General features: G+C 68.8%; 7 protein-coding genes. 3 read left to right on the top strand and 4 right to left on the bottom strand.

What is annotated here, in order from left to right:
- Positions 1-70 precede the first annotated feature (70 nt).
- Entirely contained in the window at positions 71-18,439 is an 18,369-nt protein-coding gene (locus NWF34_RS02145; protein WP_258324129.1) for an amino acid adenylation domain-containing protein, read from the bottom strand.
- A 944-nt stretch (positions 18,440-19,383) separates the two neighbouring features.
- Between NWF34_RS02145 and NWF34_RS02155 the strand changes: the two genes are divergently transcribed.
- Positions 19,384-19,887, top strand: a complete 504-nt coding sequence (locus NWF34_RS02155; protein ID WP_258324130.1) for a MarR family transcriptional regulator — start codon at positions 19,384-19,386, stop codon at positions 19,885-19,887.
- A gap of 112 nt (positions 19,888-19,999) precedes the next feature.
- A complete protein-coding gene (locus NWF34_RS02160; RefSeq protein ID WP_258324239.1) occupies positions 20,000-20,869 on the top strand; it encodes a type IV toxin-antitoxin system AbiEi family antitoxin domain-containing protein in 870 nt (289 codons plus the stop codon).
- A 66-nt stretch (positions 20,870-20,935) separates the two neighbouring features.
- On the opposite strand, the gene mmsB is transcribed toward NWF34_RS02160, so the two are convergent.
- The 3 genes from mmsB to NWF34_RS02175 are packed head-to-tail and all read right to left on the bottom strand — an operon-like array spanning position 20,936 to position 24,583.
- A complete protein-coding gene (mmsB, locus tag NWF34_RS02165; protein ID WP_006436950.1) occupies positions 20,936-21,805 on the bottom strand; it encodes a 3-hydroxyisobutyrate dehydrogenase in 870 nt (289 codons plus the stop codon).
- 58 nt (positions 21,806-21,863) lie between these two features.
- Positions 21,864-23,039: an acyl-CoA dehydrogenase family protein gene (locus NWF34_RS02170; RefSeq protein WP_258324131.1), complete on the bottom strand. Its 1,176-nt coding sequence runs from the start codon at positions 23,037-23,039 to the stop codon at positions 21,864-21,866.
- 11 nt (positions 23,040-23,050) lie between these two features.
- Positions 23,051-24,583: a CoA-acylating methylmalonate-semialdehyde dehydrogenase gene (locus tag NWF34_RS02175; RefSeq protein ID WP_258324132.1), complete on the bottom strand. Its 1,533-nt coding sequence runs from the start codon at positions 24,581-24,583 to the stop codon at positions 23,051-23,053.
- 270 nt (positions 24,584-24,853) lie between these two features.
- Between NWF34_RS02175 and NWF34_RS02180 the strand changes: the two genes are divergently transcribed.
- Positions 24,854-25,297, top strand: a complete 444-nt coding sequence (locus NWF34_RS02180) for a flavodoxin domain-containing protein (RefSeq protein ID WP_006436953.1) — start codon at positions 24,854-24,856, stop codon at positions 25,295-25,297.
- The last annotated feature ends 28 nt before the right edge of the window (positions 25,298-25,325 follow it).

The following is a 25,325-nucleotide window of genomic DNA, read 5'->3' on the forward strand; positions in this document are numbered from 1 at the left end:
GGCGTCGAACGCGCAAGCCCTGGAAGCGCATTCGGCGTAGCTCGGTCGAAGTCCCTGACCTGCTCATGGACTACCTCATTTCTGGATGGTGAATCTCCCATTGTTGAAAAACGCTAGACCCGGAACGGCCGTCCTCGTGGCCGTTTTCGCGAGTCATGTATTCATCGAGAATCGCGGCGATCCGGATGATCGCCTCGTTCTCGGTCATCCCGAGGTGGTGCACGTCGACGTCGACGTTCGAGATGTTCCCGCGCACATACGGTGCCCATCCGTCGTGGCCCACCGCATCTGCGCGCCGGTCGCGGACCGCGGTGAAGTACCGCAGGTCGACGTCGACGACGGGTGGCTGCCAGTCCCCGGTCGCCCGGATCAGCATGTTGTATGCCTCGGTGAGGTTCTCGATGGATTCGGCGTCGATGCCGAGTCCGCCGCCGAGACGCGCGGCGATCTGTTCGGCCGCCTCCTCCGCGGTCGCGTCGGCGCTGACGAAGTCGATGCCGAGGACCGGTCCGAGGTTGCTGATGAGTTCACCGGCCGTGATGGTGGTGATCGCCTCGGTGTCGACCGCGTCGGCCTCGGTGTCGAGCATCGCGAGCAGCGCGACCTGTTCCCCTGCTGCCCGCATCTCCGCGGCGACCGCGTGCGCGATCGTGCCGCCCAGCGACCACCCCATCAGGTGGTACGGCCCGTGCGGCTGCACGGTGCGGATCTCGTCGAAGTAGCGGCGGGCGAGCCCGGCCACGGTTGTGGGACCGTCCTTCTCGCCACCGATCTGTGGTGCCTGCAGGCCGTACACCGGTCGTCCGGACGCGAGGTGCCGGCCGAGGGTGTGATAGACCCACGAGAGCCCGGACGCGGGATGGACGCAGAACAGCGGCGGCCTCTCACCGCCCGGCCGGATCGGCAGCAGGACGTCGAACCCCAGCGGTGGCAGCGCATCGAATTCCATGGACTCGCCGGTGCCTTCGCCGTTGCCCATCCAGTCCTCGATCCGCCGGGCCAGGTCGGCCGGACTCGACGCCGACAGCATCCACCGGACGGGGATGTCCATGTGCAGTTCGCTCTTCAGGTCGTTGACCACCTGGACCGACCGCAGCGAGTTGCCGCCGAGTTCGTAGAAGTCGTCGTCGACCCCCACCCGCGGCACCCCCAGGACGTGTTCGAAGGTTCGGACGATCTCACCTTCCAGCCAGGTCGAGGGCTCACGGAACTCCGCGCTGTTCAGCGCCGGCTTCGGCAGGCGCTTGCGGTCGAGCTTGCCCGACGCGGTCAGCGGCATCGTGTCCAGCACCAGCACCGCGGTGGGCATCATGTACCCCGGCAGTTCCGTCGACGCGTAGGCCGTCACCTCGTCGGTGTCGAAGTCGGCGGCGTCCGGGGAGCCGATGCCAGAGGTCGCGGGCACCAGGTAGACCGCGAGGAACTCGACGGTGTCGGTCGAGGTGACCGTGGCGACCGCGCGGGCGACCTTCGGGTGTTCGGCGAACACCGCCTCGATCTCCCCGAGCTCGATTCGCAGGCCACGCAGCTTCACCTGGAAGTCGCTGCGGCCCAGGTACTCCAGATCCCCGCTCGGCCGGCGGCGCACGAGGTCGCCGGTGCGGTACATCCGCTCCCCCGGCGCGAACGGGTCGGGTATGAAGCGTTCCGCAGTCAGGCCGGCTCGTCCGTGATAGCCACGAGCCACCTGGGTCCCGGACAGATACAGATCGCCGGTGACGCCTACCGGTACGGGCTGCAACCGCGAATCGAGGACGTAGGCACGGGCATTCCACACCGGCTTGCCCATCGGCACGGCCCCGGTGTCGTCGGGATGCGCGGCATACGCGGTGGCGTGCACCGTGAACTCCGTCGGACCGTAGAGATTGTGCAGCTCCACCCCGGGCAGCATCCGCCGCGCCGCGGCGACCACGTCCGGGCCGAAGGCCTCGCCCGCCACGAGGAGCGCCCGCAGCGAATCCAACGAGCCGGTGGTCGCGGCGCCCGCGAACACCGCCAGCATCGAGGGCACGAACGAGGTGATGGTCACGCGCTCCCGGGCGATCGTGTCGGCGAGGTAGTCGGTGTCGGTGTGTCCGTCCGACCGCGCGATCACCAGGCGCGCTCCCACCGCGAGGGTGGCGAACAGCTCCCACACCGAGACGTCGAACGTGGCCGGCGTCTTCTGGAGGACGACGTCGGTGACGTTCAGCTCGTACTCGTCGCTGATCCAGAGAACCTGGTTCACCACCGAACGGTGGGACACGGCGACGCCCTTCGGCCTTCCGGTGGAACCGGAGGTGAACAGGACGTAAGCGAGATTGTCCGGTGTCAGCCGACCGAGCCGGTCATCGTCGGTCAGCGGCGCATCGTCGAAGGCGTCGAGTTCGACGCCGTCGAGCGATGTCAGGACCACGACCGGATCGGCGCATTCCAGCATGTAGTCGATCCGCTCGGCCGGGTGATCGGGATCGACCGGGACGTACGCGCCACCGGCGGCGTGCACCGCGTACATCGCGGTCACCTGGTCCAGCGAGCGTCGCATCCGCAGGGCCACCAGTGAATCCGGGCCGACCCCGCGGGAGACGAGCCACCGGGCCAGCCGGTTGACGCGGCCGGCGAACTCCGCGTAGGTCAGGACGGTCTCGCCGGCGGTGATCGCCGGGCTGTCGGCGAACCGGACCGCGGAATCGGCGAAGAGCGACGCCAGCGTTGCCGTCGGATCGATCGGGTGGGCGGTCTCGTTGCACCCCACCAGGACCGCGTCCCGTTCCGAGTCGTCGAGCAGGTCGACCTCGTGCACCCCTCGCGCGGGATCCTCGGCGAGCGCGGTGAGCATCCGCACCAGGCGTTCGCCGAAGCCGGCGACCGTCGATGCGTCGAAGAGGTCGGTGGCGAAGGTGATCCCGCCCCGGAGACCGGCCGGCGCGCCGCTCGCGTCGTAGGTGTCCGACACCGTCACCTGCAGGTCGAACAACGACATCCCGGTGTCCGGCTCGACTGCGGACGCCGACAGCTCCGGTAGTTCGATGTCTGCCGAGGCGGTGTTCTGGAACGCGAGCATCACCTGGAACAGCGGGTTGTAGGCGTCGGACCGGACCGGGTTGAGCTCCTGGACGAGTCGTTCGAAGGGGACGTCCGAGTGTCCGAAGGCCGCCAGATCGGTGTCTCGCACGTCGTCGATCAGTTCCCGCAACGACATGCCCGGCCGCAGCTGTGTGCGGAGGACCAGGGTGTTGACGAACATGCCGATCAGATCGTCGAGTTCACGCTCCCCTCGCCCGGCGTACGGGGTGCCGATCGACACGTCGTCGGTCGCCGCGAGCCGGGCCAGGAGTGCCGCCAGCGCCGCGTGGAACACCATGAACAGCGTGGTGTTGTGGGCACGCGCGACCTGCTGCAGCGCGGCGTGCAGATCGGCGTCGACGCTCAGCGGCACGTTACCGCCGGTGTAGGACTGTGTCGGCGGCCGCGTGCGGTCGGCGGGCAGTTCGAGCAGCGCAGGTGCGTCGGCCAGTTGCCTGGTCCAGTAGTCGATCTGCGCGTGCAGGAGCGAGTCTGGGTCGTCGGCGGCACCGAGGACCACCCGCTGCCAGAGCGCGTAGTCCGCGTACTGCACCGGCAGCGGTTCCCAACCGGGTTCCCCACCGGTCGTGCGGGCCGCATACGCGTTCATCAGATCGCGCGCGAGCGGGGTCAACGACGAACCGTCGGCACCGATGTGATGGATGACGACCGCGAGCACCCACTCGTCGTCGCCGAGCGAGAACAGGCTGATCCGCACCGGGACCTCCGACGTCACGTCGAAGGGCCTGGCCAGCAGCCGGGACATCGCCTGCGGCATCTCCGATTCGGGAACCGACGTGACGACCACCGGGACACGGTCGGCGGTGGGCGGCAGGATCACCTGCGTGGGTTCGGAATCCACGTAGGGGTAGACGGTGCGCAGGATCTCGTGACGGTCGACGACGTCCCCGACGGCCGACCGGAGGGCGTCGACGTCGAGGTGTCCGGACAGCCGTACGACGATCGGGATGCTGTACGCCGGCGAATCGGGTTCGATCCGGCTGAGGAACCACATCCGCTGCTGCGCGTACGAGAGCGGGATGCGTGCGGGTCGTTCCAGCGATCCCAACGGGATCCGGCCGATGGCCGTGTGGGATTCGGCCCGTGCCGCCAGCTTCGACACCGTCGACGCCTCGAAGATCATCGACACGCCGACGTTGGTGCCCAGGGCCGCGCCGATCCGCGACACGACACGGGTCGCGGCGAGACTGTTGCCGCCGAGGTCGAAGAAGTCGTCGTCGGCACCGACCCCGCCCACGATCCCGAGGACTTCGGCGAAGACCCCCGCCACGATCTCCTCCACCGGGGACGCCGGGGCGCGGAATCGCCGGGTGGTGATCAGCGGTGCGGGAAGGGCCTTGCGGTCGAGTTTCCCGCTCGGCGTCAACGGGATCTCGTCCAGAACCATGACCGCGGCCGGGACCATGTACGGCGGCAGCGAGTCCAGGAGGAGGGCACGCAGTTTCTCGCCCGAGACCACCTCACCGGGAGCGGGCACCACATAGGAGACCAGCCGCATGCCGACCCCGCTGTCGCGGCGCGGCACCGTCACCGCGAACGACACCCCGGGGTGCTCCCCCAGCGTGGCGTCGATCTCGCCGAGCTCCACCCGGAAGCCGTGGATCTTCACCTGGAAATCGTTGCGTCCCAAGAACTCCAACGACCCGGCGGCATTCCAGCGGACGACGTCACCGGTGCGGTACATCCGCTCCCCGGGCCGACCGTGGGGATGGGCCACGTAACGCGATGCCGAGACGCCCGGCCGGTTCAGATAGCCACGAGCCAGCGCCGGACCGGCCAGATACAGTTCGCCTGCCACACCGACCGGGACGGGCTGCATCCGCGCGTCCAGGACCAGGGCCTGCATTCCGGCCATCGGGGTACCGATCGTCGACCGTTCCCCCGCCTTCAGCGGCTCGGTCGCAGTGGCGACGATCGTGGCCTCGGTGGGGCCGTACAGCACTCGGAATCGGCGTGCGCGGGCCGGATCGTCGCCCACCCACCGGGTGATCAGATCCGTCGGCACCTCGTCGCCGCCGGACATCACCTCTCGCAGGTCGTCGAGACCCGCGGGATCGACCGACGCCAGCGCCGCGGGGGTCACGAACGCGTGGGTGACGCGTCGGCCGCGGAGGAAGTCGCCGAGTTCGCTGCCGCCGCGTACGTCGGTCGGCGCCACCACGAGTGCCGACGACGAACTGATCGCCAGCAGGATCTCGAGCAGGGAGGCGTCGAAGGACGGCGAGGCGAAATGCAGGACCCGGGAGGCGGGTCCGCTCGCGGGATCGACGAACAGAGAGGACAGATAGTCGGCGACCCCGGCGTGGGTGACCGCGACGCCCTTGGGCACCCCGGTCGATCCGGACGTGAACACGACCCAGGCCGTGTTCGCTGCGCGCACCGGTCGGATCCGTTCGGCCTGTCCGACCTCGCCGTCGTCCAGCGCGTCGATGCGCGCGACGTCGGTGGGATCGTCCGCGACGACCCAGTCGATCGTCCCGGGTAGACCGGCGCGTGCGGCGAGCGTCGTGATACCCAGCGTCGCACCGGAATCGGTGACCATCTGACCGATCCGGGCGGTCGGGTAGTGCGGATCGACCGGCACGTAGGCGGCGCCGGACTTGACCACGGCCCACCAGGCGATGACGGAGTCCAGGGACCTCTCTACCGCGACGGCGACCGGCCGTTCGGGTGCCGCACCCCGTCGGATGAGGTGACGTGCCAATCGATTCGAACGTCGGTCGAGTTCGGTGTAGGACAGCTCGACGCCACCGGCGACCACCGCCGGCCCGTGCGGGTTCCGCCGAACCGCAGCGGCGAAGACCTCCGGCAGGAGTACCGATGAGGGCGGCGCCTGGTCACCGGCGAGCCGCGGCCGTCCGACACGGGACAGCAGATCGGTACGTTCCGCGGAGTCGAGCCAGTCGATCTCGCCGACGGGTGTCTCCGGATCGTCGACGATCGCTTCCAGTATCCGGCACAGACGCTTGACGAAGCCCTGGACCGTCTCCGGGTCGAAGAGGTCGTGCGCGAACATCATCGCGCCCGAGATGCCCTTCGCCGCACCGTTCTCGCCGTAGGCGTCGGCGACCACGAGCTGTAGGTCGAACTGGCAGACACCGGTGTCGGCCTGCACCCGCGACACGGTCACCTCGGGCAGTTGCACGTCGACCTTGGAAAGGTTCTGGAAGGCGAGCGCCACCTGGAACAACGGGTGGTGTGCGGTCGAGCGTTGCGGGTTCAGCTCCTCGACGATCCGCTCGAACGGGACGTCGCCGTGCTCGTAGGCATGCAGGTCGGTGTCCCTGACCTCGCCGAGAAGTCCGGCGAAGGACTGATCACGGTCGAGGGATGTGCGCAGCGCGAGCGTGTTCACGAACATGCCGACGAGCGGTTCGAGTCCCGGCTCGCCGCGGCCGGCGACGGGGGTGCCGACGACGATGTCGTCGCCACCGCTCAAGCGGCCGAGAAGCGTGGCCAGCGCGGCGTGCAGGACCATGAACAGCGACGCGTTCCGCGACCGCGCCAGTTCCAGCAGCCGGCCGTGGAGCCGGGCGTCGATCTCCACCGGGACGTGGCCGCCGGACAGACTCGCCACCGCAGGTCGCGGACGGTCGGTGGGGAGATCCAGCACATCCGGGATCTCGGCCAGCGTCGACCGCCAGTAGTCCAGCTGCGCGTGCATGAGGGACTGCGGATCGTCGGGCTCACCGAGCACCCGACGCTGCCAGAGCGCGTAGTCGGCGTACTGGACCTCGAGCGGTTCCCAGGCCGGTTCCTGTCCGGCGAGCCGGGCGGCGTAGGCGGACATCACATCCCGCGCCAGCGGCGCCATGGACTGTCCGTCACCTGCGATGTGGTGCACGACCAGGATCAGCAGGAACTCTCCGGACTGGTCCAGGAAGGGACCGTCGACCCCAGTGCCGGGCTCGTCGATGCGCAGGAGTCCCACGCGGATCGGTACCCTCGTGGTCACGTCGAAGCCGCGACGTACGAACTCGCCCACCACGTCTTCGACGGCGCTCTCGGGCACGTACCGGATCTCCACCGCTGCTGCCACGTGGTCGAGCACCAGCTGGTGCGGCTCACCGGCGTCGTCCGGGTAGATCGTCCGCAACACCTCGTGCCGGCCGATCACATCGGCGAGCGCATCCTCCAGCGCCGCGATGTCGAGGTGTCCGGCCAGCTTCAGGATCACCGGGATGTTGTACGCGGGTGATTCCGGCTCCATCCGGTTCAGGAACCACATGCGCTGCTGCGCCAGCGACAGCGGGAGGCGCTCGGGTCGCGGGCCCGGGATCAGCGGTGCCCGCTGTCCTTCGTGCAGCGATCCGGCGAGCGCGGCCAGGCTCGACACGGTGGGCGCTTCGAACAGGGCGCGCACCGGGACACGGACGCCCAACGCCGAACCCACTCGCGCGGCGACCACCGACGCGCTCAGCGAATCGCCGCCGAGGGCGAAGAAGTCGTCGTCGGCACCGACCCGAGCGATGTCCAGGACTTCCTCGAAGGCGGTGGCCACCGCGGACTCCGCGGGATTCGACGGCGCCCGGAACTCCGTTGCGGCGAACACCGGTGCGGGCAACCGGCTCCGGTCCAGCTTGCCGGTCTGTGTGCGCGGGACCTCGTCGAGCACGACGACCGCGGCCGGGACCATGTATGCGGGCAGCCGCTGCGACAGCGACTCCCGCAGGTCGTCGCCGGAGCACTCCGCACCCGGTGCCGGCACGACGTAGGACACCAGCATCTGCGGCATCCCGTTGTCACTGCGGGCGATGGTGGCGGCGTACGCCACGTCCGAGCGGCCGCCGAGGAGCGCGTCGATTTCCCCGACCTCGATCCGGGTGCCGCGGATCTTGACCTGGAAATCGTTGCGTCCCAAAAACTCCAGCTGGTTGTCGACGGTACGCCGGACCAGGTCGCCGGTCCGGTACATCCGGTCGCCGGTGTCACCGAACGGGCACGCGACGAACCGGGCCGCGGTCGTCGTCGCGTTCCCGACATAGCCGTCGGCCAGTCCGGGTCCGAACAGGTAGAGCTCCCCGACGACGCCCTGGGGCACCGGGCGCATCCAGGTGTCGAGCACGGCTGCGGCGACCGGACCGACCGCACGGCCGATCGTCACCCGGCCACCCGGTTCGAGCGGCTCGCTGGCCGTGGCCCAGATGGTGGACTCGGTGGGGCCGTAGAGGTTGATCATGGCGCGTCCCGGCGCCCATCGCGCGATCAGCTCGGGGCCGACGGCCTCGCCGGCGGTCGCGAGGACACGCAGCGTGTCGAGTCCCGCATCGGGCACGGTCGCCAGAGCCGAGGGCGTCACCACCGCATGGGAGACATGTTCCAGACGGATCAGCTCGGCGAGTTCGGGGCCGCCGTAGACATCCGGCGGCGAGACGACCAGGCGCCCACCGGAACCGTGCGCCATCAGCATCTCGAAGACCGAGGCGTCGAAGCTCGGTGAGGCCACCTGCAGAACGCTCGACGTGGCATCGCAGTCGAGGATGCGACGCTGTGCGTCGACGAGCCGCGCCAGGCCGCGGTGGCTGACCAGCACGCCCTTCGGCGTGCCGGTCGAGCCGGAGGTGTAGATCACGTAGGCGGTCTGTCCGATCCGGATCGGACCGCCCCGCTCCACATCGCTGATCGGCTCGGCGGCTTCGGCGTCGAGCATGCACAGGTGCCGTTCGTCGTCGAGTTCGAGCCACTCGACGCCGGGGGGCACGCCGGGACCGTCCAGGGTAGCGGTCCCGGCGTGCGTGAGACCCAGCCTGACATCGGCATCGGAGAGCAGGTATCCGATCCGTTCAGCAGGCAGGGTCGGGTCCACCGGCAGGAATGCCGCACCCGTCTTGGCCACCGCCCAGAGGGCGACGACCGCGTCGAGCGATCTCGGCAACACACAGGCGACCACGTCGTGCGACCGGACTCCTTGGCGCAACAGGAATCTGGCCATTCGGTTCGACCGCTCGTCGAGCCAGCGGTACGACACCGACGCGCCACACGTCACCGCGATCGCGTCGGGGTGGCGCGCGACGGATGCGGCGAGGATGTCGGGCAACGTCTCCGGGTGGTGACCCCGCAGCGGCGCCGGCCGATCCAGCTCGCCGCCGACATGCGCGAGCATGCCCAGGCGGGCGTCGGGGTCGTCGGCGATCCGGGACAGGCACTCGACGAAGAGGTCGACGATCTCCCGCGCCCGGGTGGGGTCGAAATCGTCGCGGCGAAAGCGAAGGGTGATGGACAGGCCCGGTTCGCCCTCCCCGGCATCGTTTTTCGGTGCCACGACGAGACTCAGGGGGTACGGGGTGGCGTCGACGCCGGTGAGCCCGTCGACTCGGAGACCCGCCGACGAGACGAGCTCCTGCAGGCTCGACTCGCGCAGGGGGAAGGACTGGAAGGCGAGCGCGGTGTCGAACATGTCGGCGAGCCCCACCGCGCGGTGGATGGCGGGAAGGCCCACGTAGTGGTGGTCGAGCAGTTCGGCGTTGTGGTCCTGCGCCTCGACCAGCAACTCCCGCAACGACGACGAGGGATCGAGTCGGACCCGGACCGGGACGGTGTTCAGGAACATCCCGAGGGCCTGGCCGACACCCGGCAGTTCCGGCGGGCGTCCGGCGACCGCCGAACCGAGGATCACGTCGGTCTCACCGGTCAGCACACGCAGGACGAGTGCCCATGCCGTGGACACCGCGGTACCGACGGTCACCGCGGAATCGGCGGCCACCGAGCGCAAACGCAGGAACTCCTGTGCGGGCAACTCCGCGCCGACCTCGCCGGCCCGGTCTCCCGACATCGCGGCACCGTTCCGGCTGACGCGGGTCGCCGCGTCGACGTCGGCGTAGGCCCGTGTCCACGCCGCGATGGACGCGTCGTGGCTCTGCTCGGCCAGCCAGCGCAGGTAATCGCGGTAGGAGGGGGCCGAGCCGGCCGTGTCGATCCGCTCCGGCTCACCGTAGAACTCGAGGAGTTCACCGATGAGCAGCGGCATCGACCAGCCGTCGAGGATCACGTGGTGATTGGTGATGTGCAGCGCGAACGCCTCGGCCTCGAGACGGACCAGGGTGAACCGGATGAGCGACGGGATGCTCAGGTCGAACCCCGCCGCGGCGTCCTCGGCGGCGATGCGTTCGGCTTCCTCCCGGGCGCGGTCGGCGGACCGGCCGGTGAGGTCGATCTCGCGGAAGGCGACGTCGGTGTGCCCGACCACGACCTGGCGTGGGCCCCGGGAGGTCTCGACGAAACCGGCGCGCAGGATGTCGTGACGGTCGACGAGCGCCTGTGCGGCACGACGCAACCGCGCCCCGTCGAGGTACCCCGACAGCCGGATCGTCGACTGCACGGTGTAGTTGTCCGAAGCGTCGGGATCGAGCGTGGAATGGAAATGGATGCCGGCCTGCGTGGGCGACAGCGGCCAGATCTCGGCCAGATCCGGGTAGCGATGGTGGAGGAGCTCCGCATCGGAGTCGCACACATCCCCGAAGTCGTTGTCGGAGAGCGCATCGCGGTTCTCCAGAGGCGCGACGTCGGTCTCGACTGCTCGGGCGGGGTCGCCGGACTCGGGGCCGTCGAGGTCGGCGAGGGCCGCCAGCGCGGCAACCGTCTTCGCCTCGAAGACCTGGCGGCCGGTGATCGTCAGTCCGACCGACTTCGCCAGTGCCACAAGCTGCATCGAGACGATGCTGTCGCCGCCGAGGGCGAAGAAATTGTCATCGGCGGTCACCGTGTCGACGTCCAGGACCTCGGCGAACAGTCGGGCGATGAGCTTCTCGGTGGGGGTCGACGGCTCTCGGCCGCCGGCGCTCTCGGCGCGGAAGTCCCACGCGGGGAGGGCCTTTTGATCAACCTTGCCGGTGCGGGTGACCGGCATCGCCGGCAACTCGAGGATGACGGTCGGCACCATGTAGCGCGGCAGGGATTCCGCGAGGTCCGAGCGCAGCGCGGTCACGTCGAGCTGCTCCCCTGGCGTGCCGACCACATAGGACACGATGACCGGCCGGCCCGCCGGTCCCGGCTGGACCAGGGTGACGGCCTGCGCGACCGCGTCGTGCCGTGCGAGATGTGCGTCGATCTCGCCGGTCTCGATACGCAGACCGTGGATCTTGACCTGCTGGTCGTTGCGTCCCAGATAGTCCAGTTCGAGTCCGTCGCGCCCTCGGATCCACCGCACCTGGTCACCGGTGCGGTAGATGCGCTCGCCGGTCGCCGACCGGGGATCGGCGACGAACCGGGACGCGGTGAGGCCGGGACGGTCGAAGTACCCGCGGGCCAGACCCGGTCCGCCCAGGTACAGTTCGCCGGACACGCCGACCGGAACGGGCCGCAGCCAGGCGTCGAGCACCACCGCGGACACCCCGCGGACCGGCCCGCCGATGGTCACCGGCTGTCCGGGCTGCAGGTCGTCGGCCGCGGTGGCCCAGATCGTGCACTCGGTGGGACCGTAGTGGTTCATCAGCCGACGGCCCGGCGCCCAGCGGTTCACGATGTCCAGGCCGGTCGCCTCGCCGACGACGGCGATCGTCGTGAGCGACGGCACGCGTGCGGGGTCCATGGTGTTGAGGGCCGTCGGGGTGATGATCGCGCACGAGATCTCCTCGGCCCGCACCAGTTCCTCGAGATCGGCTCCGCCGTAGACGTCCTGGGGCGCCACCACCAGGCACGCCCCGTTGCCGTGCGCGAGCAGGACCTCGGAGACGCAGGCGTCGAAGCCCGGAGACGACACCTGCAGCACTGCCGAACCCGGTTGCACGCCGAAGTAGTCGCCCAGTGCGGTGACCCGGTCTCGCAGGCCCCGGTGATCGATGTGGACCGCCTTCGGCCGTCCCGTCGATCCGGAAGTGAAGATCAGGTACGCACTGCTGTCGGCCTCCACCGTGGTCGTCGACCAGTCCGCCTCCGCCCCTTCGTCATCCGCCTGGCCGGCGGCGTCGAGAACGAGCCAGTCGACGGAATCCGGTAGGTTGTTCGTGACCTCCTCGACCGTGATGCCGAGCGTGCAGTGCGAGTCGGCCAGCAACTCGGCCAGGCGGTATGCGGGGTTGCCGGGATCGAGGGCGACGAAGGCCGCGCCCGACTTGGCCACCGCCCACATGGCGACGATGAGTTCGACCGACCGCGGGAGCGCCAGCGCGACGAAGCCCTCGGGTCCGGCGCCGCGGTGCACGAGTTCACGGGCGACACGATCGGCCCGTCGGTCGAGCTCCCGGTAGGTCAGCGTGCCCTCTCCCGAACGCACGGCCGGCATGTCGGGGTGGCGGCGCGCGGTGTCCGACAGGATGCCCCGGAGCGTCCGCGGCGTCATGGCCGGCGGACCCTCGACGCGGGACAGCGCGGCCCGTTCGGTGTCCCAGCATGGGGAGACCGCCGCGACCTTCCGGCCCGGGTCCGCCGCGATCTGCCCCAGCAGCATCGCGAAACGTTCGAGCAGGAGTGACGCGCTCTGCGCGTCGAGACGATCGGCGGAGTACTTCAGGATCAGCTCGTAGCGACCCGGATCGCCCGCCCCCCGTCCGGCGGTCACCGGTCGGGGCGGGGTGACCTGCAGGCTGACCGGATACGGGGTGGCGTCGTGCGCCACGATGCCCTTCCACCGCAACCCGGCATCCGCCAGGGCGCCCGCGACACCCTCGGCGTCGATGGGATAGGACTCCAGAACCGTGGCGGTGTCGAAGATGTCGGCCATCCCCGCGGCGCGCTGGAGTTCGGCGAGCCCGATGTTGCGGTGCTCGAGCATGGTGGCCTGCTGGGCCTGCGCCCGGGTGAGCAACTCCGTGACGGTCTCGTCGGGATCGAGCCGGACCCGCACCGGCAGGGTGTTGATGAACAGGCCGATCATCCGCTCGATGCCCGCGATGTGCGCCGGCCGATCGGAGACCGTGTTGCCGAACACCACATCCGACCGGCCCGTCATGGCGGAGAGCAGCAGTGCCCACGCCACCTGGATGGCGGTGTTCGGGGTGACGCCGTGGGCGCGGCCGAGTCCGAGAACCGCGTCGGTGGTGGCCACGTCGAGGTCGAGGTCGACCTGCGCGACGTCGTCCGCGGCGACCCGGTCCGGGTTGCCGGTGAGTCGCGTCGGGCTCTCGATGTCGGCCAGCATCTCCTCCCACGCGGCCGTCGTCGCCTCATGGTCCTGAGAATCCAACCACTGCAGGTAGTCCCGGAAGGACCGCGGTGCGGGCAGCCCGGCCGCTCCGCCGTCCGCCGAGTCGGCGATGTACAGCGCGAGCAGGTCGTGGACGAGCAGCGGCATCGACCAGCCGTCGAGCACGATGTGGTGGTTCGTCAGCAGGAGCAGGAACTCGTCGTCGTCGACGCGGATGAGGTGGAACCGCACCAGCGGCGGCTGCGACAGGTCGAAGGGGGTCGCCGACTCGGTGATCAGCCGGCGCAGCTCACGATGCCGCTCCTCGGCGTCGACGATGCCGGTGAGGTCGGAATCGGTCCAGTCGACGGGCACGTCGCGCAGCAGGATCTGGCGTGGACCGGAGCGGGTCTCGACGAAGGCGACCCGGAGGCTGTCGTGGCGGTCGATGAGCGCCTGCGCCGCCTGACGCATCCGTTCCGGCCGCACCGACCCGCCGAGGGTGACCTCGGCCTGCACGACGTAGCCATCGGCGCCGCTCATGCCTCCGGCGCTGTTCTTGGCGTCGATGCCGTCGAAGGTGGCGTGGAACAGGAGTCCGGCCTGCAGGGCGGTCAAGGGCCAGACGTCGACCATCGACGGGTGGTCGCGCAGCCAGCCGTCGATCTCCTCCTGGGTGGTCTCGACGAGCGGGAAGTCCGACGGGGTGTGACCGCCCACGTGGTCGGCCTGCGCGAGTCGGGCGAAGGCCTCGAGAGCCTGCACCCACAGCTGCAGCAGTTCTTCGGCCTCGGCGCGATCGAGCACCAGCGAGGCGAATTCGAACACGGCGTCGAGTTCGAGTCCGTCCGGGCCCGGCTCGGCGATCGCGTTGATGTCCAGGATGGCCGGCAACGCCATCGACGGGTCGGCCGTTGCGGCCAGCGCGTCGAACTCGCGTGACGGCGTCCACGGTCCCACGAGATCCCGGGTGCCCGCGCGGCCCAGGTAGTTGAAGCTGATCTGCGGTTCGGGACGGTTCTGGAGTTCGTTGCGGCCCACCGGGTCCAGGTGCCGGACCATGCCGTAGCCGATGCCGTTGTCGGGCACCGCGCGCAGTTGTTCCTTCACCTGCTTGATCGCCGCGCCGGCGGTTGCCCCGCCGGCGAAGGCGTCGTCGAGATCGATGCCGACCAGGTCCAGCCGGACGGGGAAGCGAGAGGTGAACCAACCGACGGTCGCGGTCAGGTCGGCACCGGGTACCGCGGACTCCTCACGACCGTGCCCCTCGAGCGCGATCAGTTCGCCACCCGATGCCTCACCGCGCAGAGACCGCCAACGTGCCAGCGCGAGTGCCAGGGCGGCGAGCAGCGAGTCGTTGGGGCTGCCGTGGAACCGGCCGGGGATGGTGGTGATGACCGACTCGGTGACGTCGGCAGGTAGGCGCACACGCACGCGTTCCGCGGTGGCGGTGACGTCGCGACCGGGGTCCAGCGCGCGGGTACCCAGCGGACGGTCACCGGCCGCGAGGATGCCCGACCACAGGTCGAGTTCGGCGGCGGTACGGCCGGAGGACCGTTCGACCAGGCCGTGGACCCAGCGCCGCACGGAGGTCGTCCGCGGGCTGAGCTGCGGGTCGGCGCCCGCCGCGATCTGACCGTGGGCGATCGCGAGGTCGCCCAGGAGGATTCGCCACGACACCCCGTCGACGGCAAGGTGGTGGATGACGAGCCACAACAGATCCGGCTTCGCACCGGCACGGTCCCGCATCCACACGAAACGCGTCAGCAATCCGGCCGTCGGGTCGAGCAGATCGGCCGCGGCCTGCAGGTGCTGGTCGATCTCATCGGCGTCGCGACGGTCGAGCCACACCTCAGCGATCGTGGAGTCGACGTCGACCGAGCCCGGTTCCCGCACCTCGACGAACCTCTCGCCCGAGTGGACGTCGCGCAGTACCGCGCGCAGGATGTCGTGACGGTCGACGAGGGCGCCCAGTGCACGAACGAGGTCGGCGCGGTCGAGGTCGTCCGGGAGTTCGACGAGGGCGGCCTGGGCGAAACGGGAAATGTGCCCCCGGTCGAGCATCGCGTGCATGATCGGCGCCAGCGGGAACGATCCGACGCCTGCCCCGGGGAGTTCCTGCAGGGCGTCGTCGGCGGCTGAGTCGGTGGCCCGCACCGCCAGGGCCGCGACGGTCTTGCACTCGAACACGTCCTGGGTCGAGAACGCCAGTCCGGCGGCCTTGGCGCGGGCGACGAGCTCGATCGAGGAGATGCTGTCGCCGCCGAGGACGAAGAAGCTGTCATCGGCGCCGACCTCGTCGACCCCGAGGACGTCGGAGAACAGCTGTGCCAGTCGGTATTCCCCGGGAGTCGACGGAGGCCGTCCGGTGCGCGCGGACGCGAAGACCGGCGCGGGAAGAGCCTTCCGGTCGACCTTGCCGAACGGGTTGAGCGGCAGGGCGTCCAGCGTGGTGATCACCGCCGGGACCATGTGCGGCGGAAGCGATTCGCGCGCGAATCGGCCCAGCTCCGGGACATCGATCCGGTGGTCGCGGACGGGCGTCACGTAGGACGCGAGGACGGTTGCGCCGGAGTTGTTGCGGACCGGCACGGTGATCGACGCCTCGACGTCCGGGTGACCGATGAGAACCGCGTCGATCTCGCCGGGCTCGATCCGGAACCCACGGATCTTCAGCTGGAAGTCGGTGCGTCCCAACAATTCCAGCGACAGTGCAGAATCGTCTCCGACCCACCGCGCGAGATCGCCGGTGCGATACATCCGCTCCCCGGGCCGGCCGTGGGGGTTCGCGACGAAATGGTCCGCGGTCTGTGCGAACAGGTTCACGTAGCCACGCGCAAGACCCGGCCCGGCCAGATACAACTCGCCCGCGGTGCCGACGGGGACCGGCTGCAACGCAGGGTCGAGGATCACCATCGACGCGCCGCGCACCGGCCGGCCGGCGGTCAGACCCTCGGGCGGGTCGAGGACCCCGCTTGCGGCGGTGATGGTCGCCTCGGTCGGTCCGTACTCGTTGATCATCCGCGCACGCCGCGCCCAGAGTTCGACGATGCGCGGCGCGGTCTTGTCGCCGCCGACCATGACCGCCCGCAGATCGGTCAGCTCCTCGGGCTCGACCGTGGCCAGCATCGCCGGCGTCAACGTCAGGTGGGTGACACCCTCGTCGGCGAGCAGGCGGGTGAGCCGCTCGCCGCCGATCACGTCCGGCGGCACGACGATCAGCGCGGAACCGCTCGCGAAGCAGGTCAGCAGCTGTTCCATCGACGCGTCGAAGCTGGGCGAGAGCGCATAGGACACCCGCGACTCCTGGTCGAGGCCGTAGGCCTCGGAGCGGTCGGAGATGAGGTTCGCGAGTCCGTTGTGCGTGACCTGGACGCCCTTCGGCACACCCGTCGATCCCGAGGTGTAGGTCACGTAGGCGACGTTGTCCGCGCGCAGCGGGCGAATGCGGTCGCCGTCCCCGATCACCGGGCCCGAGGCGAGGGCGGCCCCCTCCCCGAGACCGCCCTCCCCTCGGGAATCGTCCCCCCGGGAATCGTCACCGTCGACGAGCACCGTGGGCATCGACTCCGGGAGCCGGTCGGAGAACTCGTCGGCGGAGATGGCCACCGCGGCGCCGCTGTCGGCGACGATGTGCTCGATTCGCTTGCGTGGGTAGTCCGGGTCCACCTGGACGATGGCAGACCCGGACTTCGCAACCGCCCACGCGGCGGCGACGGACTCGGCGGACCGTCGGAGAAGTATCGCGACCGACGTGTCCGGCCCGCAGCCCAGGGCGATCAGGCGGCGCGCCATCCGGGACGCGACGGCGTCCAGTTCCCGATAGGTCAGCCGGACCCCGTTCGACGAGATCGCGAGCCGGTCGCCGTGACGAGCCACGCTCTCGGCGAGGATGTCCGGAAGAAGCCGCGGCGCAACACCTTCCGGACCCCGAACGGGCAGAAGCGCGCCGCGTTCGTGCTCGTCGAGCAGGTCGAGCAGGCCCACCTGGCGCTCCGGCGGACCGCCGAGGAACTCGTGCAGGAACATCAGGAACCGGCGGTGATGGTCGGCGAGTTCGGCAGCGGTGTAGACGTTGGGGTTTCCCTGGAAGTCGATGTGCGTGCTGTCGTGCCCCGCACCGGGATAGATGTTGACGAACAGATCGGAGGTGGGCCCGGACGTCAGCACGTGCAGGCGTCCCACCACGTCGCCGAACACGACCTCGCTGTCGACCATCATCAGGTTCACGGCCGGACCGAACGAGGACGCCTCGTCGCGGGCGATCCCCATGTCGCGGAAGATGTCCTCCTGGCGGTACCGCTGCCGCCGGAGAGCGCTCAGCAACTCGCCTTTCACGGCGGTGACGACCTCGCTGAGCGTGTGCCCGGCGACCGGGACCCGGAGCGGCACGACATTCGCCACCATGCCACCCGAGCGACGGAGGACGGCGGAATGCCGGCCCGAGACCGGCAGACTCAGAAGGACCTCGGGACTCCCGGTCATCCGGGCGAGGTAGGCGGCGAAGGCCGCGACGATCACCGGGGTGACCCCGCCGTCGTGCGAGGCGTCCTCGAGGAGTCGGGCGGTCTCGTCGGGTAACGGAGTGCTCACGAGGGTCGGGTGCAGCGTGGGCTTGCCCAGTCGGCCGGCGAGACTGACCACCGGCGGGGCACCCTCGAGGTGTTCGCTCCAGTACTTCCGGTCGTTCTCGTAGCGGGTCGAGCCGGGATATGACGCGTCCTGTTCGATGATGTCGGCGAGATCGCTTGCCGTGCAAGGCGGTGGGGCCTCGCCTCGGATGCCGGCGTTGTACCGCTCGGTGATGCGCCGGACCATCGTGACCGCCCCGAACCCGTCGAGGGCGATGTGGTGTGCGCGCAGGTACCAGAAGTAGTGGTTCGTCCCCACCTGGTACACGACGCTCGTCATCAGATGGTCGACGAGCAGATCCAGAGGCCGCGAGTAGTCCTCCGACATCAGGCGATGTGCGGTCTCGACCGGGTCGGACTCCCCACGCAGATCGACGGTGTACACCGGGGCGCTGTGGGCCGCGTCGACGTACTGCCGCGGCTCGCCGTCGACCTCGATCAACCGCAGATACCCGGAACCGAATTCTCGTCCGGTCGTCCGCGCGGCGTCCTCCAGCATACCGGTGTCGAGTTCGCCGTCGATCTCCACGTACTGCGCCACCGAGATCGGCAGGTCACCTGCCACGTGCTGGGCGAACCAGATTCCCCGCTGCGCTGCGGACAGGGGCAGGGTGCCGACCCGTGACCGAGCACCCGACTCATCGTCGAAGGTTGACTCGAAATTTCTCTCTGAGATGGTCAACGCGGCCTCCCCATGCGTCTTCATCGACTGCATTCGCCGGGCATGGGGGCAGAGCCCTGGCGGAATCTTCAGACCACAAATCGCCAATCCCGCGCCTGACACGAGACCGGGCAAAGTGGCCCCCCTGGATAGTTGTCGCCCCCTCGACAAGAACGGACCCTACTCTCGCGAAACTTTCCGCCACAACGATTTCCGCGAAGACAAACCACCCGTAACGAACCAGGATGGAAAGGTCTCGAAATGATGACATTCGGCAATTGGTCCGATCGGATGACATTGCCCGGACCGCCTGTTATCCGCGCAGATTTCTGCATCTCCACTGCCGCAGAAACAGATTCGGATCCAGGTTCACAAACCCGAGGGTACGGTCCCGAAACCGCCTGCCGGGGAGTTGGTTTCAGGCGACACCCGAAGACGGTTAATAGGCACAAATCGCCCAGAGAGGGCATATCGTCGATCTCATTAGATTGAGTAGCTAATGGGCATGAATAACCCGCCTAACGACGCCGTGACCATTTCGATATTCAATCTCCACTCAGATTCTCAACCGCGACAGAAGGTCTCGATTCAGACGGTGTCGTTCCAGGAAACTACAACGACCCAGACGCATGTACATCTGCGGCAACCACATTGCCGCGCTACTCCGTAGGACCTTTGTCACTCGGCGGGTGCCTTTGGTCATCACGCTGTCCCCCGTTCGGTTCACCGCGTGCCGACCTTCGCGCCGCAGTCGCCGTACCGGCCTCTACCGGGCAGGCACCGACCGCGTGCGCCAGACCCGGCGGAGGCATCCCGCTCGCGCAGGGCTCAGGTCCACGGACCGGCCCTGCTGCTGCTCGCCGGCCACCACCCCGCCGGGGCGGACCCCGTCGCGGCCACGTACGCCGTGATCGACGGTTGGCGCGCCGTCGATCGGTGACGCCGCAGGCCGATAGGGTGTGATCATGGCAGGGCGCAGCATGGACTTCGATCCCATCGCCGAGGCACGGGACAACTGGACCCAGGCCGGGTGGGGCGACGTCGCCGACGGCATGGTCGCGGTGACCTCGGTGATGCGCGCGCACCAGATCCTGCTCGCCCGCGTCGAGGCCACGTTGCGACCGTTCGATCTCAGCTTCTCCCGGTTCGAACTCCTTCGGCTGCTGGCGTTCTCACGCCAGGGCGCACTGCCCATCACCAAGGCCAGCGACCGTCTCCAGGTCCACGTCACGAGCGTCACCCATGCGATCCGGCGCCTCGAGGAAGGCGGCCTCGTCCGACGGGTCCCGCACCCGACGGACGGGCGGACCACCCTCGTCGAGATCACCGACCTCGGCCGCTCCACCGTCGAGGACGCCACGAAGACCCTCAACGAGAAGGTCTTCGCCGACGTCGGCATGACCGACGACGAGATGGCCGGCCTGGTCGGGGCGATCCAGTCGTTGCGGAAGCACAACGGGGACTTCTGAGCGGGATTTTCGGAGCGTATGACGTTGTGCCCGGATTCCGGGTTCGATGTCATACGCATCGCTGAAGCTCCACCCGGCGGAACCGGGTCAGCGTCGCGTGCGTCGAATCGACATGGACCTCACCGAACTGACCGTTCGCCGAGACGGCGTGTTCTCGGCCCGGGAAGCCCGCGCCTGCGGTGTCAGCTCGTCGACGATCCAACGCAAGGTCGCCACCGGCGAGTGGAGGCCGGTGGCGCGCGGGGTCTACTTGGTCAGCGGGCACGCCCGGTCGGCGCGCGCACAGGCCCGGATCGCGGTCCTCTCGGTGCACGCCGACGCAGTGCTGGGTGGCGCGGCAGCCGCCTGGTGGCTCGGACTCCACAATGTCGAGCCCCGGAAACACACCGTCTTCACGGGGACGAGGGGTCAGGCACGACGATCTTCGGCGACGGCCGTGACGCGATACCGGCAGCTCCAGAACGCGGACATCACCGAACACGACGGGCTCCGGGTCACCGCGCCGGCACTGACAGTCCTCGATGCCTCGCTCGATCTCGGGATCAGCGTCGTCGACTCGGCACTCCTGACGAAGAGGGTGACGGTGGAGGCGCTCGAGGCCGCGCACGCGCGCTATCCGAAGAGGCGCGGCGCGCCGCGCGTCGCGTCGTGTCTGCGGCTGCTCGGCGATGGCGCGCGATCTGAGGCCGAACGGCTCACGGTCGACCTGCTGTCGGCCGGCGGTGTGTCGGGTTGGGTCGCGAACATGCCCGCACTTGGATACGTCATCGACTTCGCGATCCCGCTTGCGAAAGTGGCGGTCGAGATCGACGGGTTCGCGTTCCACCGCGACGCCGCGGCCTTTCGGCGGGACCGACTGAAGCGGAACCTGCTTACCGCGGATGGATGGACGGTACTCAACTTCACCTGGGCCGACCTCGTCGAGCGGCCGGCAGAGGTGGTCGAGGAGATCAAGGCCGCCGTGCACAGGGCAGCCGCCTGATACGCGTATGACGTTGTACCCGGAATCCGGGCACAACGTCATACGGAACCAGCAGGTACTACGGACCTAGTGCAGCGAGGTGATGATCGCGCTGAAGTCGAGATCAGCGTGCTGCTCGGCGAAGCCGCGGTACAGCTGTGCGGCGTGGGTCCCGAGCGGTGCGCGGGCGCCGGTGCTGGCGACGGCGTCCATCGCCAGACCGAGGTCCTTGTTCATCAGTGCGGTGGCGAAGCCCGGCTTGAAATCGTTGTTCGCCGGCGAGGTCGGGACCGGGCCCGGGACCGGGCAGTTGGTCTCGATGGCCCAGCAGTTGCCGGTGGCACCGGTGACCACGTCGTAGAGCGCCTGCTCGTCGAGGCCGAGCTTCTGAGCGAGGACGAACGCCTCGCCGACCGCGATCTGCTGGACGGCGAGCAACATGTTGTTGCACACCTTCGCCGCCTGGCCGGCACCCGCCGCACCGCAGTGGATGATCTTCCCCGCCATCGGGTCGAGGGTCCCACGTGCCGCGGAGAAGGCCTCGTCCTCGCCGCCGACCATGAAGGCCAGGGTGCCGGCCACGGCACCCTTCACCCCGCCGGACACCGGTGCGTCGACCTGAGCGAAACCGTGGTCGACGGCGCGACGGTGGATCTCCCGCGCATCGTCGACCGAGATGGTCGACGAGTCGATGAAGAGCGCACCGGTCGGGGTGACCGGAATGATCTCGTCGTAGAGCTTCTTCACGATGCCGCCGTTGGGCAGCATGGTGATCACGACCTCGGCCGCGGCCACGGCCTCGATGGCGGCGGGGAACGTCTCGATGCCGTTGGCCTTGGCGGTCTCGACCGCCTCGGGAACCGGATCGAACCCGTGCACCGTGTGACCGGCCTTGACCAGATTGGCGGCCATCGGGCCACCCATGTTGCCGAGGCCGAGGAAAGCGATCGTCGTCATTGTCTTTGCTCCCTAGAGTGTTTGCCTGCGAAAACCATTGCGTTGCAGCGAGTTCGCGTCAGCTCTCCCGGTAACGGGACGCGATCGAACGGCCGAGGACGACCCGCATGATCTCGTTGGTCCCCTCCAGGATGCGGTGCACACGGAGGTCGCGGACGATTTTCTCGATTCCGTACTCGGACAGATACCCGTAGCCGCCGTGCAGCTGCAGCGCCTGGTCGGCGACGTCGTAGCAGCTGTCGGTGACGAAGCGTTTCGCCATCGCACACTGCTCCACCTTGTCGGGAGCGTTGTCGTCGAGCGCGGTCGCCGCGTGCCACAGCATCAACCGTGAGGTCTCCAGCGAGGTCGCCATGTCGGCGAGTGTGAACCGGATGGTCGGCTCGTCGAGCAGCGAGTTGCCGAACGCCCGACGACTCGAGACGTAGGCGGCCGCCTTGTCGAACGCCGCCTGGGCACCACCGAGTGACGACGCCGCGATGTTCAAACGGCCACCGTTCAGGCCGTTCATCGCGATGCCGAACCCGATTCCCTCGGTCTCGGCGAGCAGGTTCGCCGCCGGGACCCGCACCTCGTCGAGGATGACCTGCGCGGTGGGCTGTGCATGCCAGCCCATCTTGTGTTCCTGCGCACCGAAACTCAGTCCGGGAGTGTCCTTCTCGACCAGGAAGGTGGAGATGCCCTTGGGCCCGGCGTCGCCGGTGCGGGCCATCACCACGTACAGGTCCGACGACCCGGCACCGGAGATGAACTGCTTGACGCCGGTGAGGACGTACTCGTCACCCTCCCGCTCGGCACGGGTGGCGAGCGCCGCCGCATCCGATCCGGCACCCGGTTCGGTGAGGCAGTAGCTCGCGATGGTCTCCATCGTCGCCAGTCGCGGCACCCACTTGTTGCGCTGTTCGTCGGTGCCGTAGTGATCGATCATCCACGCACACATGTTGTGGATGGACAGGAACGATGCGACCGCCGGATCGGCGTAGGCCAACTGCTCGAAGATCCGCACGCCGTCGAGACGGCGGAGTCCGCTGCCCCCGGCATCCTCGGAACAGTAGATGGCACCCATCCCCAGTTCGGCCGCCTCGCGGAGCTCGGGAACCGGGAAGTGGTTGGACGCATCCCATTCCAGCGCATGGGGCGCCAGTTTTTTGGCCGCGAAAGCCGCTGCGGTCTCGACGATGACGCGTTCGTCACCGTCGAGCCGCGCGACTGCGGCCTCGGCAAGTGTGGTCATCTCGGCCGCACTCAGTCCATCGTCGGGATGACGAACTCGGCGCCATCCTTGATGCCCGACGGCCAGCGCGTCGTGACAGTCTTTGTCTTGGTGTAGAACTGGATCGACGCCGGGCCGTGCTGGTTGAGATCGCCGAAGCCGGAACGCTTCCAGCCACCGAACGTGTGGTAGGCCACCGGCACCGGGATCGGCACGTTGACGCCGACCATGCCGACCTCGACGCGTGCGGTGAAGTCACGGGCGGCGTCGCCGTCCTGGGTGAAGATCGCGACACCGTTGCCGTACTCGTGATCCGAGGCCAGCGCGAGGGCTTCTTCGTAGTCGTGCGCGCGCACCACGACGAGCACCGGACCGAAGATCTCGTCGGTGTAGATGCTCATGTCCTTGGTGACGTTGTCGAACAGGCTGGGTCCGATGAAGAAGCCGTTGGAGATGTCGTCATCGCCGTACTGCTGCTCAGGCGTTCCGATCTCGCGGCCGTCGAGAACGAGCTCGGCGCCTTCCTCGACACCCTTGGCGATGTAGCCGCGGACACGATCGAGTGCGGCAGCCGTGACCAGCGGGCCGTAGTCGGCCTTGGGATCGAGGCTGTGGCCCACGCGCAGTGCGTTGGCCTTCTCGAGCAGCTTCTCGCGCAACCGGTTCGCGGTCTCCTCACCGACCGGCACGGCGACGGAGAGGGCCATGCAACGCTCGCCGGCACTGCCGTAGGCGGCGCCGATGATGGCGTCGGCGGCCTGGTCGAGGTCCGCGTCGGGCATGACGACGGCGTGGTTCTTGGCACCGCCGAAGCACTGCGAACGCTTGCCGTGTGCAGCGGCGGTCGAGTAGATGTACTGCGCGATGTCGGAGCTGCCGACGAAGCCGAGAGCCTTGACGTCCGGGTGGGTCAGGAGCGCGTCGACGGCTTCCTTGTCGCCGTGGACGACCTGGAAGACACCGTCGGGAAGCCCTGCCTCGGTGAACAATTCAGCCAGACGGACCGGCACGGACGGGTCCCGCTCGCTGGGCTTGAGAATGAAGGCGTTGCCGCAGGCGAGTGCCGGGCCGGCCTTCCAGAGCGGGATCATCGCCGGGAAGTTGAACGGGGTGATACCCGCGACCACACCGAGCGGCTGGCGGACCGAGTGGACGTCGATGCCGTTGCCGGCACCCTCGGTGAACTCGCCCTTCAGCAGATGCGGGATGCCGATGGCGAACTCGATGACCTCGACTCCGCGCTGGATGTCACCGAGGGCATCGGCGTGCGTCTTGCCGTGCTCGAGCGACAGCGTGGTCGCGAGCTCGTCGGCGTTCTTGTTGACCAGGTCCACGAAGCGCATGAGGACGCGGGCACGACGCTGCGGGTTCCACGCCGCCCATTCCTTCTGCGCCTTCGAGGCGGTGGCGATGGCGGCGGCGACCTCGTCGGTCGACGCGAGCGGCACCTGGGCCTGCACGGCACCGGTACTCGGGTTGAAGACGTCGGCGAAGCGGCCACCCTCGGCGGTGACGCGCTTGCCGTTCAGGAAGTGCGGGATGGAAGGGACAGCGGGAGCGGACACGGAGATCACCTTTGATTCTTCTCGGGGGTTGCCTGGTCGGGGTCTCGGCCGGGGGCCTGACGCGTTGTTCGGGGTTTTCGGACCTGCCTCGTCGGCGTCTGAGCCGGCGGCGAGCGCCCCGTTCCGGGAGTTCGGGGTTATGGCCTCTGCCACCACATAGTAGGACATCCAAGTATTTCTTCCAACCCCTTTCCCACCTGCGATTTCGCAGCGAGGAGCGGGTTAGGTTACCCTCGCTGCAAAAAGCCGACGTCGAGAGGAGTTCTGCAAATGTCGGTCGTCATCCTCTACGGAACCGAGACCGGAACGGGCGAGCTCGTCGCGGACGCCATCGCGGACGCGCTCGACCAGCACGATCCCTCGATCTACGACATGAGCGAGTACGCGGTCGAGGACCTTGCCCCGGAAGACTTCCTGGTGATCGTCTGCTCGACCTACGGCGAGGGCGAGCTGCCCACCGGTGCCGAGCCCTTCGCCGACGAACTCGAGAGCGTCAACCCCGATCTCGGCGGGCTGCGCTTCGCCGTGTTCGGGCTCGGCGACTCGATCTACGACACCTTCAACCGCGGCGGCGAGATCATCGCCGAGATGCTGACGAAGCGTGGGGCCGTCCAGGTCGGCGAGCACGCCCGCCACGACAACTCGTCGTCGATCAAGCCCGCGAAGCAGGCCGAAGAATGGGCCGAGGGCATCGCGGAACTCATCGAGGGCTGATCAGAACAGACTGATCGACTCCGAGCTG

The sequence above is a fragment of the Gordonia sp. GONU genome, from assembly GCF_024733855.1.
Classification (GTDB): domain Bacteria; phylum Actinomycetota; class Actinomycetes; order Mycobacteriales; family Mycobacteriaceae; genus Gordonia; species Gordonia amicalis.

Bases quoted from the DNA above. Each gene is read 5' to 3' on its own strand.
- NWF34_RS02155 (WP_258324130.1), top strand. From the start codon at position 19,384: ATGGCAGGGCGCAGCATGGACTTCGATCCCATCGCCGAGGCACGGGAC.
- NWF34_RS02170 (WP_258324131.1), bottom strand. From the start codon at position 23,039: ATGACCACACTTGCCGAGGCCGCAGTCGCGCGGCTCGACGGTGACGAA.
- mmsB (WP_006436950.1), bottom strand. From the start codon at position 21,805: ATGACGACGATCGCTTTCCTCGGCCTCGGCAACATGGGTGGCCCGATG.
- NWF34_RS02180 (WP_006436953.1), top strand. From the start codon at position 24,854: ATGTCGGTCGTCATCCTCTACGGAACCGAGACCGGAACGGGCGAGCTC.
- NWF34_RS02160 (WP_258324239.1), top strand. From the start codon at position 20,000: ATGGACCTCACCGAACTGACCGTTCGCCGAGACGGCGTGTTCTCGGCC.